This is a genomic window from Phenylobacterium aquaticum, from assembly GCF_947378715.1.
Lineage (GTDB): Bacteria > Pseudomonadota > Alphaproteobacteria > Caulobacterales > Caulobacteraceae > Phenylobacterium > Phenylobacterium aquaticum_A.
In genome coordinates this window covers 1-11364 of the sequence record NZ_CANCLE010000133.1, presented here as the reverse complement: position 1 = coordinate 11364, position 11364 = coordinate 1, and the positions used below count along the sequence as shown (strand labels likewise).

Genomic DNA, 11364 nt, shown 5'->3' with positions numbered 1-11364 from the left:
CGCCTGGCTGTTCGAGAAGGTCGGACTGAAGCGGCGCAAGCCGCCCGCCGCGCCGGCCGTGCACGGCGACCTGTCCAACGCCGCCGAATAGGCCTCGCGGGGGGTCAGTGCGCGCGGGTCTGGCGGCGCCACAGGGCGGCGTACTCGCCAGCCTTGTCGAGCAACTCGGCATGGGTCCCGCGCTCGACGATCTTGCCCCGGCGCAGGACCAGGATCTGGTCGGCGTCGACGATGGTCGACAGCCGGTGGGCCACCACCAGGGTCGTGCGGCCCTCGCGGACCTTGCGCAGGGTGGCCTGGATCGCCTCCTCCGTCCGGCCGTCCAGGGCGCTGGTGGCCTCGTCCAGGATCAGCAGGCGGGGCTCGGCCAACAGGGCGCGGGCGATGCCGACCCTCTGGCGCTCGCCGCCCGACAGCTTCAGGCCGCGTTCGCCGACCATCGTCCCGAGCCCGTTGGGCAGGCCGTCGATGAAGGCGCCCAGCTCGGCCGCCTCCGCCGCCGCGCGCACGGCTTCGGGGGCGGACTCGGGACGGCCAAAGGCGATGTTGGCGAACAGGGTGTCGTTGAACAGGGCCACGTCCTGGGGCACCAGGGCCACGGCGCGGCGCAGGGTGGCCTGACGCACGTCGCGCAGATCGACCCCATCCAGGATCACCTGGCCCGATTGCGGGTCCAGCAGGCGCAGGGCCAGGCGCACCGCCGTGGTCTTGCCGGCCCCGGACGGACCGACCAGGGCCGTGGTCGTGCCCGGCGGGGCGACGAAGCTGACCCCCAGGAGCCCGCTGGACCGCGCGTCATGGCGGAAGTCGACATCTCGGAAGGTCAGCTCGGCCCCCTTCCCGCTGGCCGGCGGCAGGTCGCGGGCGGCGGCGGAATCGGTGATGTCCGGCTTCAGCGAGGTCAGGCCGACCATCTGCTCCATGTCGATGAAGGCCTGGCGGATTTCACGATAATTGAAGCCCAGCATGTTCAGCGGACCATAGATGCCGGTCAGCAGCAGGATGGCCGTGGTGACGTCGCCGATCCGCATGTGGCCATGGATCACCTCCAGCCCCGCCATCACCGCCATGAGGCCGAGGCCGGCGTTCAGCACCACCGCCTGGGCGGCGTTGAGCATGGACAGCGAGACATTGGCCTGGACCGAGGCCTGGACATAGTCGTCCATCGCCCCTTCGTAGCGGCCGACCGTGCGGGTCTCGGCCCCGAAGGTCTTCACCGTCTCGAAATTGATCATGGCGTCGACCGAAACCCCGGCGGCGCGGTTGTCGGTCTCGTTCAGCCGGCGGCGGTGCGACAGCCGCCAGTCGGTGATCCGGAAGGTGGCGACCGTATAGACGACGATGGTCGCCAGCGCCGTCACTGCGAACCGCCAGTCCAGGCGGGTGACCATGACGATCATCGCCATGACCAGTTCGATGGCCGTGGGCCCCAGGTTGAACACCACGCTCCGCAGCAGGAAGTCGGTGGAGCGCGAGCCACGGTCGATGATCCGCGCCAGGGTTCCGGTCTGCTTGCCCTGGTGGAAGTCGAGCGACAGGGACAGGGAATGGGCGAAGGTCTCCACCGCCGCCTTGGCCATGGTCTGTTGCGACACCGGCGTGAAGACCACGTCGCGGGCGAAGGGCGCGCAGGCCGAGATCAGGCGGAAGCCCGCGAAGGCGAGCGCCAGGGTGACGAAGTCCGCGCCGAGCTTCAGGGTCTCGCCCTTGGCCGGCGCCAGCGTGTTGATCGCGTCGCCCAGCATCACCGGCGCCCAGACCCCGGCCAGCTTGCCCAGGAACACCAGCCCCAGCGCCAGGGGCAGACGCCAGCGCAGACCGGCGGCGCCCGAGCGCATCACCAACCCGGCGAGCTCGGACATCGATCGCCAGAAGCCAAAGGCCTGCTCGGCCGGGGCTGTGGCCTCCGGGGCCTGGAACCGGCCGCCGCCGCCATGCGCGTGATGAAATGCCAACTGAGGAATCTTCCTGCCCCGTGGGGCGGTTGTGACGGGGGTAGGCTAGGAGGCGGCGACGACGGTGGACTGGACGCCGCCGCCCGGGGTGATCCAGTCGACCCTCACCCCGCCCGGCGTCGGCTCGACCCGGAACGGTCCGCTGACCAGGGGCTGGGCCTGGGCGGCGCTGAAGGCGATGCGGCTGTCCACGGAATCGCCAAACACCTTCACGTCATGGCCACCGGGCCGCAGGGGAGCGTTGAGCGACAGGGAGAAGGCGCCGGTCGCGTCGGCCCTGGCCTCGGCCGCCCGGCGCCCGTCGACCCAGGCGCTGAGACTGGCGCCGGCCGGTGCGCGGCCGGAGATGACCGTGGCGCCCTCGCGGTCGAAATCGACGGCGGTGATCCCCTGCTGCGGCGGCCGGCCCAGGCGGACCGCCCCGGCCCCGGCCCTGAGCAGGAAACCCGCCCCGGAGGGCGTGACCATCACATAGCCCTCGGCCTGAACCGTACGGTCGCCCGCCGTCTGGGACAGGCCATAGAGCGCCGTGCTCGGCTGGGCGGGCGCTGACAGCCGCCACAGGCCAGCGGCATCGGCGGTGGCCAGGCTGGTCTCGCCGGTGGGGGTGGCCAGGCGGACCCGGGCCAGGGGCGCGGCCGTGCCGGACATCAGCATCTGGCCCCCGGCCAGGACGATGTCGGAGACCGCCGGCGGGGTCAGATAGCCGGCGCCGACCTGGCTCTCGCTGGCGGGAACCGCGCTCGGCGTCGGGCGCGCGCCGCAGGCGGCCAACAGGGCGCAGGCCCCGGACAGGACCGCGACAATAGGAGCGCGCAGAGACGACACGGTTGGTTGAAACTCCTTAACCCAAGTCCTAGCTAATCTGATCCTTCCACGCCGGTCTTCAAGCGGCGCGTCCTGATTCTCCTGGAGCCTGCCATATGGGGCACGACCCCGCCCCCCTTACGTCCGTCTGCGTGTTCTGCGGTTCCGCCGATGCGGCCGAGCCGGCCTTCCTCACCGCCGCCGCCGATCTCGGTCGGGCGCTGGCCGCGGCCAAGCTGGCGCTGATCTATGGCGGAGGCGGCGTCGGCCTGATGGGCGCCTGCGCGGTCGCCGCCCACGAGGCCGGCGGCAAGGTGCTGGGGATCATTCCCGAGTTCCTGAAGGTCAAGGAACGCCGGCTCGACGTGGTGGAGACTGTGGTCGTCACCTCCATGCACGAGCGCAAGCAGATGATGTTCGAGCGCTCCGACGGCTTCGTGGTCCTGCCCGGCGGGGTCGGCACCCTGGAGGAGATCGTCGAGCTCCTGTCCTGGCGCCGGCTCGACCTGCACGCCAAGCCGGTGGTGTTCTGGAGCCCGAACGGCTTCTGGGAGCCGCTGTTCGCCCTCTTCCAGCACACGGTCGACCACAAGCTCACCCCCCCGGAATTCATGGAGAGTTGGGTGACGGTCGAGCGAATCGAGGACGTGGTCCCCGCCCTCCTGCGCGGCCCCGGCAAGGTCCACGCCATGGCCCCGGACGTCGCGACCCTGACCTAAACGGGACTCGAAGGGGCGCGGTCTGGCGTCGCGTGGAGGGGCTCCTCCGAAAAGATCGTGCGCTCCTGAGCCAGCCACTCAGTCCGCGCATCAGCAATGAGGGCGGTCAAAGCTTTCGCGCCCAGTTCGCTCCCGATGACCAGAATGGGAGGTCCACCTTCACGGCGTTGGACCTCAACCCATTCCAGCCCGTTGAGAGGGGCCATCACGAGTTCTCCTGCAAGCCGGGATTTGCACACCGAAACAGTCGCGACGTCCTTCCAGGCGAGGCTGACCTGTTTCCACGGCCGGTTCACCTCCAGCCCGATTGGCGTCAACAGAACCGCCCCAGGCCTCCAAGCCGTCCAGAGGTTAGCGACCACCGAACACAGGCCGAACGCACCAGCGCCAAGGCCAATGAACTGGCCACCACGGCCGCCAACCATAAACACGAAGCCGCAAGCGAGCAGGACTGCCAGAGAACCAGCCGCTCTCAACATCGCCTTGGGTCGGGAATCTGAGATGGTGGCCGGAATTAACATCTGCAATCCCCGGGCCTAGATCGGACTGCGCTTGCCCGCCTTGGTCTTGGCCAGGGCCGCCCGCGCGGCCGCCAGCTGGTCGGCCCGGGCGATGGACGCGGCGATGTCCTTGTCCGGCGCGGTCGCCAGCCCCTGGGCCTGGCGATAGAGGACCAGCGCGCCCGCATAGTCGCCGCCGCTCTCAGCGCAGACGCCGAGGTCATAGACGGTGTCGAGATTGCGCGGGCTGGCCTTGTTGACCGCCGTCCAGCCGTCGCAGGCCTGGCCCATGTTTCCAGCAGAGGCCGCCTTCACCGCCGCCGCGAACTGCGACTTGAGTTCGGCCGACAGGCCGTCGCCCCGGGTCTTGAGGGTGGCGTCCAGGGTGGTGTTGAACGGGGCGATGTCGCGGCGGATGTCGTCCAGGATCTCCCGCTGGGCGCCGCTGACCAGTTCCAGGTCGCTGCCGGACGGGGTCTGGTTGGCGCACCAGGAGGCGCTACGGCTGGCGCGCTTCTGGGCCGAATAGACGATTCGGCCGGTGGCCACGTTCACCAGGCTGGGCGTCACCATCAGGTCCGCCGTGCGGCGCCAGCAGGGGATGGGGAAGCTCCTGTACTTCTTACACTTCTTGTCTTTCCACTCGACGCAGCGATCCTCGCTGCCCTGGTAGTTCGACGTGTTGAAGTCGGTGCTGACCGAGCCATAGATGACGCCCTGGGCGCCGACCGATCGGCCGTATGCGCCGGCCCCGGTCGGGTCCAGCGGCCCACCGGCGGCCACGACGGTGAAATAGGGCTGGCCGTCAAAGGTGGCGGCGAACAGCTCCGCCTGCAGGGCTGACTGGAATTCGGGGCCGCCAAAGCCGTTGAAGCCGCCCACCGCGATGCGGCGGATGTCGGCGGTGTCGGCATAGCGGGCGGGGAAGCGGGCGCTGATCGACACGGTGGTGGCGCAGCCGGTGAGCAGCAGCAGGCAGGTCAAAAGCCCCGCAGTGATCCGTCCACGCATACTCATCTCTCCCATCGCGGCGGGACGATAGCAGCCAAGCTTGCGAATTGCGAAGCCCGCCGAGCTAGCCCTTGCTGACCACGTCGCGGAAGCCGTTGACGATCGGATAGCGGCGGTCACGGCCGAAGGCGCGGGGCCCGATCTTGACGCCGGGTGCGGCCTGGCGGCGCTTATATTCCGAGCCGTAGAGCAGGCGCTGGACCCGCTCGACCGTCTCGGGCGCGTGGCCCCGGGCGACGATCTCGTCGAGGGTCGCCTCCTCCTCCACCAGGCCGAACAGGATCGCATCCAGCTCGGCGTATTCCGGCAGGCTGTCCTGGTCCTTCTGGTCGGGCCGCAGCTCGGCCGACGGGGCCTTGGTCAGGATGCGCTCAGGGATCGGATTGGCCGCCACGCCGTAGGGATCGTTGGCGTTGCGCCACGCGCAGACGGCGTAGACATCGGTCTTGTAGATGTCCTTGAGCACATTGTAGCCGCCGCACATGTCGCCATAGAGGGTGGCGTAGCCGACGGCCATTTCCGACTTGTTGCCGGTGGTCAGCAGCATCAGGCCGAGCTTGTTGGAGAGCGCCATCAGCGACAGGCCTCGGGTCCGGGCCTGGATGTTCTCTTCGGTCAGGTCCGGCGCCTTGCCCTCATAGAGCGGGGTCAGCATGGCCGCGAAGGCGTCGACCGCCGGCGAGATGGCGATCTCGTCCAGCCGCACGCCCAGCCGCCCGGCGCAGCCCGCCGCGTCGTCCAGGCTGTCCTGGCTGGTGTAGCGCGACGGCAGCATGAAGCAGCGGACTCGGTCCGGCCCGAGCGCGTCGGCGGCGACCACGGCGACGATCGCCGAGTCCACCCCGCCGGAAAGCCCCAGCAGGACGCCCGGGAAGCCGGACTTGTTCACATAGTCGCGCAGGCCCAGCACCATGGCGCGATAGACCTCCTCGGCGCCCGTGACCCAGTCGCCCATCGGCGCCTCGACACAAGACCAGCCGGCCTCCGCCTTTTCCCAGACGCTCAGCGCCAGGGCTTCCTCGAACATCGGCAGGCGCATGACCACATCGCCGGCCGCCGACAGGGCGAAGGAGCCGCCGTCGAACACCAGCTCGTCCTGGCCGCCGACCTCATTGACATAGACCATCGGCAGGCCGGTCTCAGCGACGCGGGCGGTGGCCACCTCCATGCGTTCCTTGTCCGCCAGCCGGCGGAAGGGCGAGCCGTTGGGAACCAGAAGGATCTCGGCGCCGCGCGCCTTCAGGTCGGCGCAGACCGCGTCGCTCCAGATGTCCTCGCAGATCGGCGCGCCGATCCTGACGCCCTTCCATTCGAAGATGGCCGGCGCGGTCCCGGGCTCGAACACCCGCTTCTCATCGAAGACGCCATAGTTGGGCAGGTCGCACTTGAAGGCCACGCCCTGGACCTTGCCGTCTGCCAGGAAGGCGAGCGCATTGCGCGGGCGGCGTCCCGGCCCCTCGGCCGGCCAGATCACCCCCACCAGAGCCGCGAAGTCGGCGGTGGTCTCGGCCGCCAGCCGTTCGACGGCGGCCTTGCCGGCCGCCCAGAAGGCCGGCTTCAGCGCCAGGTCTTCCGGCGGATAGCCATTGAGGAACAGCTCGGAGAACAGGGCGATGTCAGCGCCGGCGGCGCGGGCCTGGGCCATGCGCTCACGGGCGAGCGCCTCGTTGCGGGCGATGGCCCCCACGGTGGGGTTGGCCTGGACGGCGGCGATGACGAAACGGTGTGCCATGGGCCGTCATGTAGCCTCGCCACACGCGCCTCGCCAGCCGGAATACCGACTGTCGGGATGGCGAAGTTGAAACGCCGCCCGGTGAAGGGCGGCGTTTCCAAAGTCAGTCGTCGCGGTGAACACGCTCGCGGCGCTCGTGGCGTTCTTGCGCCTCGAGGCTGAGGGTGGCGATCGGCCGGGCGTCCAGCCGGGCGACGCCGATCGGCTCCCCCGTCTCTTCGCAGTAGCCGTAGCTGCCATCCTCGATTCGCCGCAGCGCCTCGTCGATCTTGGAGATCAACTTACGCTGGCGATCCCGGGTCCGCAGTTCGAGCGCGCGATCCGTCTCCGACGTCGCGCGATCGGCGAGGTCAGGATGGTTCTCGGTCTCGGCCTGTAGATGGACCAAGGTTTCGCGGGATTCCCGAAGGATATCCTCTTTCCAATCCAAGAGCTTCTGCTTGAAATACTCAAGCTGACGCTCGTTCATGAACGCTTCGTCCTCGGAAGGACGGTATTCCGGCTTGTCAGCCAAGACAGTGGCTGTGGTCATTTACGCCTCACGCCCCCTGGAGTTACGCCCCGTAAGACACGCGGGGCGCTTATAGCAAACCGCAACCCGCAAGCAATGCGACTCGCTCGCCGAGCGCGGATCATCGTAAAAGTTTCGCGCATTCGAGCTTGGCCAGTTCGACCGCCGCCCGTGTTTCGATCTCGTCCAGCACGCCTTCCAGTTGCGTGTCGTCGGTGGCGTCGCGCTGGTCGCGGATGGCGGTCTTCAGGCTGGCGAGATCGCCGGCGCTGACTTCACCGGACAGCAGGCCCAGCTTCACGCCGTCCAGCACATCCAGCAGACGCCCGGCCCGACGCACCGCACGGCGGCGGCGCTCCATCGGTCCGCCGACATCCTGCAGGGCGAGAATGGCGTCGACGCTCATCATGCCGCTCAGGCCCGCGGCGCGAGCCACCTGGGCCGGGCCGGCCGGAGCCGACACCGAGGGCAGTCGGAAGCCCTGGCCGTCTCCGCCCCGGGCTTTGCCTGGGCCGCCGGCCGCGCCTACGCCGCTGGTTCCATTCACCTTCATGGGCAGGTCAAACTTTCCGCCTTACGCTTCGGGGGCACTCTTCGGCTGGGGACCTTAGAGTATGGTTAATGCCGGGCAATTTCTGCCGAAGCCCCGGAATCGACCGAGCGTCCCTTCCGCCCATTTTCTGATTTTCTGAGGGATTCCAAGGTGGGCCTGACTGGCACGGGCGTCGCATAGGCAAGCGGGTTCGCTTTGCTTCCCCCCAAGGGCTCCATGCGCCGACCGATTCGACTGTTCAGTCTCGCCCTCGCCTTCGCCGTGCTCGCGGCCGGGCCCAGCTTCGCGAAGTCCCGCATCAAGGACGTCGTGGAGTTCGAAGGCGTTCGCGACAACATGCTGATGGGCTACGGCCTGGTGGTCGGCCTCAACGGCACCGGCGACTCGCTGCGCAACGCCCCCTTCACCAAGCAGAGCCTCGAGGCGATGCTGGAGCGGCTGGGGGTCAACACCCGCGACGCCAACCTCAACACCAAGAATGTCGCCGCGGTGATGGTCACCGCCAAGCTGCCGGCCTTCGTCGCCGCCGGCGCCCCGATCGACGCCACGGTCTCGGCCATGGGCGACGCCAAGAGCCTGCAGGGCGGCACCCTGCTGGTCACCTCCCTGCTGGGCGCCGACGGCCAAGCCTATGCCGTGGCCCAGGGCACAGTGCAGACCGGATCGGTCTCGGCCTCCGGCGCCTCGGGCAGCTCGGTCTCCAAGGGCGTCCCCACCGCCGGACGGATTTCCTCCGGGGCGATCGTCGAGCGTGAGATCGGCTTCCAGCTGGCCAGCATGGCCCAGCTGCGCATGACGCTGCGCAATCCCGACTTCACCACCGCGCGCAAGATCGCCGACGTGATCAACAGCCGCTATCCCGGCTGCGCCCGAGCCGACAACCCGACCATCGTCACCATCCAGCCGCCCGCCGGCCAGGACATGGTCAATTTCGTTTCCCAGGTCGAGAACCTGACCGTCGACACCGATGAGCCGGCCAAGGTGATCATCGACGAGATCGCCGGTGTGGTGGTGATGGGCGAGAATGTCCGCATCTCCACCGTGGCCATCGCCCAGGGCAATCTGACCATCCGCGTCCAGGAGACGCCGGGCGTCAGCCAGCCCGCCCCCTTCAGCCAGGGCCAGACCACGGTCGTGCCGCAGTCCAGCGTTTCGGTGGACGAGGAGAAGGGCAAGCAGCTGCTCACCCTCAACAGCGGCGCCTCTCTGTCCTCCCTGGTCGCCGGGCTCAATTCCCTGGGCGTGACGCCCCGCGACATGATCTCGATCCTGCAAGCCATTAAGGCCGCGGGCGCCCTGCAGGCCGACATCGAGGTGATGTGATGGCCTCTATGATCTCGCCCATCGCCCTCAACCCGGCCCTGCTGCAGGCGTCGGGGACGGCCCCCACCGCCGGCGAACTCTCCAAGCGCGCCAACATCACCAAGACCGCCAAGGACTTCGAGAGCTCATTCCTCTCGGTGATGGTCGGCGAGATGTTCGAGGGCGTGAACACCACCGAGAGCACGTTCAGCGGTGGCCAGGGCGAGCAAATGTTCAAGTCCTTCATGACCGACGCCATCGCCAAGCAGGTGTCGCGCACGGGCGGGATCGGCATCGCCGCCTCCGTCCAGAAGGAAATGTTGAAGCTTCAAGGTTTGACTGAGGAGACCCCATGACGCTATCCGCGCCGGACGCTTCCGATCGCGTCGAGCAGCTGATCATGCTGACCCAACGCCTGACGGAACTCATCGCGCTCGAGGCCCTGGCCTTCGAACAGCATCGTCCCCAGGACGCGGCCGTGCACATCGAGGAAACCTCGAAGCTGGCCAATATCTATCGCCATGAGTCGGCGCGGGTGCGGGCCAATCCCGGCCTGGTCTCCAGTGCGCCCTTCGCCCTGCGCGCCAAGCTGATCACCGCCACCGAGGCCTTCGACGCCGTGCTCGCCCGCCAGGGTCGCGCCCTGGAAGCCGCCAAGACGGTGACCGAGGGTCTGGTCCGCTGCATCGCCGACGAGGTCGCCGCTCAACGCACCAAGGCTGTCGGTTACGGCCCCGGCGCCAAGGTCCACGCCCCCGGCGCCGCCACCTCGATCACCCTGAACAAGCGGGCCTAGCCCCGCGCCGCCAAATTAAAACGCTTGTTTGACGCCCCGTCATCTGCCTAGCTTCCAGGCGTCGTCGGGCCTTTCCGGCGGCGCGCGTTCTCAGGGCGGGGTGAAAGTCCCCACCGGCGGTAATGGCGGCGTCTTCGAAAGAAGCGGCGCACGAGCCCGCGGGCGCCCGTCCAGTCGCAAGCCTGGACGGGGCAGCAGACACCGGTGTGATCCCGGGGCCGACGGTTAGAGTCCGGTTATGAGAACCACCAGGACGTCAGGCGACCGCATGCGCGCGGCCGCGCGGCGCCCATGGTGTCTCCCTGAGTCGTGGTTCATCCGACTGGGAGCTGACCATGACCCAAGCTGCATATGAATTCGCCACCGCCAACGGCGCCTATCGGCCCGCCCGCATCGCCTTCGTGAAGGCCGGCTGGCACGCCGAGATCGTCGACAAGGCCCTCGAGGGCTTCCTGGCTGAACTGGCCCGCCAGGGCTTTTCCGAGCAGATCGTCGAGGTGTTCGACACCCCTGGCGCCTTTGAGATCCCCCTGCACGCCCAGACCCTGGCCAAGACCGCCCGCTACGCGGCGATCGTCGGCGCGGCCCTGGTGGTCGACGGCGGCATATATCGCCATGACTTCGTGGCCGGCGCCGTCGTCCAGGCCCTGATGCAGGTGCAACTTTCGACCGAGGTGCCGGTGTTCTCCGTGGTGCTGACCCCGCACCACTTCCACGACCACGACACCCACCACCAGTTCTTCAAGGCCCACTTCGTCCAGAAGGGCGTCGAGGCCGCCCAGGCCTGCCTGAAGACCCTGGAAAGCCTCCAGAAGCTGACGGGGGCGGCGTGATGGCCGAGTTCAGCCCACCGGAGGGGTTCGAACGACATTTCCGCCAGAGCCCGCTCACCGAACCCTGGGAGCCGCTCTACAGCCGCCGGCTTGGGGACAGGGTCGTCCTCGGCCTGCGGGCCGACGCGCCCCATACCAACAGTCGCGGCATGGTGCATGGAGGTCTGATCTCGGCGCTGGCCGACAACGCCATGGGCCTGTCCTGCAGCCAGCAGCTGGGCGGCGCCGCGCGGCTGGTCACCGTGAACCTCAATGTCGACTTCCTGGCCTCGGCCCAGATCGGCCAGTGGATCGAGATCGACACGGTGTTCGTGAAGACCGGCGGGACGCTCAGCTTCGCCCAGGCCTTCGTCACCGCCGACGGCCAGCCCTGCGCCCGCGCCAATGCGGTGTTCAGGACAGGTCGTCCGCCAGACGCTGGCCCAGCCGCACCTCCCGCTTGATCCCGATGGCGTCCAGGAAGTCACGATCGTGGCTCACCACCAGGATCGCGCCGTCATAGCCGCCCAAGGCCGCCTCGACCGCGGCGATCGAGTCGAGGTCGAGGTGGTTGGTGGGTTCGTCCAGGATCAGCAGCTGGGGCGGACGTGTGGCGTTGAGCACGCAGGCCAGCGCCGCCCTCAGACGCTCGCCGCCGCTGAGCGA

General features: G+C 68.6%; 12 protein-coding genes and 1 pseudogene. 6 read left to right on the top strand and 7 right to left on the bottom strand.

The genetic code is table 11. The annotated features are described in order from the left end of the window. Nucleotides 1–104: 104 nt before the first annotated feature. On the bottom strand, nucleotides 105–1862 hold the full coding sequence (locus tag Q7P21_RS15600) for an ABC transporter ATP-binding protein/permease (protein WP_304177789.1): 1758 nt from the start codon (nucleotides 1860–1862) through the stop codon (nucleotides 105–107). A 138-nt stretch (nucleotides 1863–2000) separates the two neighbouring features. After that, nucleotides 2001–2783 carry a hypothetical protein gene (locus Q7P21_RS15595; RefSeq protein WP_304168599.1) on the bottom strand — a complete coding sequence of 261 codons (783 nt, stop codon included), beginning with the start codon at nucleotides 2781–2783 and terminating at the stop codon, nucleotides 2001–2003. 95 nt (nucleotides 2784–2878) lie between these two features. Here Q7P21_RS15595 and Q7P21_RS15590 point away from each other — a divergent pair, with 95 nt between their 5' ends. Beyond that, entirely contained in the window at nucleotides 2879–3481 is a 603-nt protein-coding gene (locus Q7P21_RS15590) for a TIGR00730 family Rossman fold protein (protein WP_304177787.1), read from the top strand. A gap of 536 nt (nucleotides 3482–4017) precedes the next feature. Here Q7P21_RS15590 and Q7P21_RS15585 read toward each other — a convergent pair. The 4 genes from Q7P21_RS15585 to Q7P21_RS15570 form a co-directional block, all read right to left on the bottom strand. Continuing rightward, the gene (locus Q7P21_RS15585; protein WP_304177785.1) at nucleotides 4018–4992 is read right to left on the bottom strand and encodes a hypothetical protein; all 975 of its coding nucleotides are present in this window, start codon (nucleotides 4990–4992) and stop codon (nucleotides 4018–4020) included. A gap of 64 nt (nucleotides 4993–5056) precedes the next feature. Continuing rightward, complete coding sequence (locus tag Q7P21_RS15580) at nucleotides 5057–6724, bottom strand: NAD+ synthase (protein ID WP_304168607.1); 1668 nt, start codon at nucleotides 6722–6724, stop codon at nucleotides 5057–5059. 103 nt (nucleotides 6725–6827) lie between these two features. Beyond that, nucleotides 6828–7256 (bottom strand): RNA polymerase-binding protein DksA, encoded by a 429-nt coding sequence (dksA, locus tag Q7P21_RS15575; RefSeq protein WP_304168609.1) that lies wholly within the window; start codon nucleotides 7254–7256, stop codon nucleotides 6828–6830. Between the two features lie 100 nt (nucleotides 7257–7356). After that, the gene (locus Q7P21_RS15570) at nucleotides 7357–7788 is read right to left on the bottom strand and encodes a flagellar assembly protein FliX (RefSeq protein WP_304168611.1); all 432 of its coding nucleotides are present in this window, start codon (nucleotides 7786–7788) and stop codon (nucleotides 7357–7359) included. A 216-nt stretch (nucleotides 7789–8004) separates the two neighbouring features. Between Q7P21_RS15570 and Q7P21_RS15565 the strand changes: the two genes are divergently transcribed. From Q7P21_RS15565 to Q7P21_RS15545, 5 genes are all read left to right on the top strand, one after another. Then, on the top strand, nucleotides 8005–9111 hold the full coding sequence (locus tag Q7P21_RS15565) for a flagellar basal body P-ring protein FlgI (RefSeq protein WP_304168613.1): 1107 nt from the start codon (nucleotides 8005–8007) through the stop codon (nucleotides 9109–9111). Continuing rightward, the gene (locus tag Q7P21_RS15560) at nucleotides 9111–9446 is read left to right on the top strand and encodes a rod-binding protein (protein ID WP_304168615.1); all 336 of its coding nucleotides are present in this window, start codon (nucleotides 9111–9113) and stop codon (nucleotides 9444–9446) included. The genes Q7P21_RS15565 and Q7P21_RS15560 overlap by 1 nt, the downstream gene beginning before the upstream one ends. Then, nucleotides 9443–9886: a flagellar basal body protein gene (locus Q7P21_RS15555; protein ID WP_304168617.1), complete on the top strand. Its 444-nt coding sequence runs from the start codon at nucleotides 9443–9445 to the stop codon at nucleotides 9884–9886. Before Q7P21_RS15560 ends, Q7P21_RS15555 begins: the two co-directional genes overlap by 4 nt. Nucleotides 9887–10221: 335 nt before the next feature. Beyond that, nucleotides 10222–10719 carry a 6,7-dimethyl-8-ribityllumazine synthase gene (locus Q7P21_RS15550; RefSeq protein ID WP_304168619.1) on the top strand — a complete coding sequence of 166 codons (498 nt, stop codon included), beginning with the start codon at nucleotides 10222–10224 and terminating at the stop codon, nucleotides 10717–10719. Beyond that, nucleotides 10719–11162 (top strand): PaaI family thioesterase, encoded by a 444-nt coding sequence (locus tag Q7P21_RS15545; protein ID WP_304177783.1) that lies wholly within the window; start codon nucleotides 10719–10721, stop codon nucleotides 11160–11162. Before Q7P21_RS15550 ends, Q7P21_RS15545 begins: the two co-directional genes overlap by 1 nt. Here the strand turns inward: Q7P21_RS15545 and Q7P21_RS15540 are convergent. Then, nucleotides 11113–11364 (bottom strand): annotated as a pseudogene (locus Q7P21_RS15540) (ABC transporter ATP-binding protein); the annotation flags it as partial. The gene Q7P21_RS15545 and the pseudogene Q7P21_RS15540 sit on opposite strands and share 50 nt — an antisense overlap.

Excerpts from the sequence above, each read along its gene's own strand:
- Q7P21_RS15600 (WP_304177789.1), bottom strand. The coding sequence starts at position 1,862 with ATGTCCGAGCTCGCCGGGTTGGTGATGCGCTCGGGCGCCGCCGGTCTG.
- Q7P21_RS15590 (WP_304177787.1), top strand. The coding sequence starts at position 2,879 with ATGGGGCACGACCCCGCCCCCCTTACGTCCGTCTGCGTGTTCTGCGGT.
- Q7P21_RS15585 (WP_304177785.1), bottom strand. The coding sequence starts at position 4,992 with ATGCGTGGACGGATCACTGCGGGGCTTTTGACCTGCCTGCTGCTGCTC.
- Q7P21_RS15580 (WP_304168607.1), bottom strand. The coding sequence starts at position 6,724 with ATGGCACACCGTTTCGTCATCGCCGCCGTCCAGGCCAACCCCACCGTG.
- dksA (WP_304168609.1), bottom strand. The coding sequence starts at position 7,256 with ATGACCACAGCCACTGTCTTGGCTGACAAGCCGGAATACCGTCCTTCC.
- Q7P21_RS15570 (WP_304168611.1), bottom strand. The coding sequence starts at position 7,788 with ATGAAGGTGAATGGAACCAGCGGCGTAGGCGCGGCCGGCGGCCCAGGC.
- Q7P21_RS15565 (WP_304168613.1), top strand. The coding sequence starts at position 8,005 with ATGCGCCGACCGATTCGACTGTTCAGTCTCGCCCTCGCCTTCGCCGTG.
- Q7P21_RS15560 (WP_304168615.1), top strand. The coding sequence starts at position 9,111 with ATGGCCTCTATGATCTCGCCCATCGCCCTCAACCCGGCCCTGCTGCAG.
- Q7P21_RS15555 (WP_304168617.1), top strand. The coding sequence starts at position 9,443 with ATGACGCTATCCGCGCCGGACGCTTCCGATCGCGTCGAGCAGCTGATC.
- Q7P21_RS15550 (WP_304168619.1), top strand. The coding sequence starts at position 10,222 with ATGACCCAAGCTGCATATGAATTCGCCACCGCCAACGGCGCCTATCGG.
- Q7P21_RS15545 (WP_304177783.1), top strand. The coding sequence starts at position 10,719 with ATGGCCGAGTTCAGCCCACCGGAGGGGTTCGAACGACATTTCCGCCAG.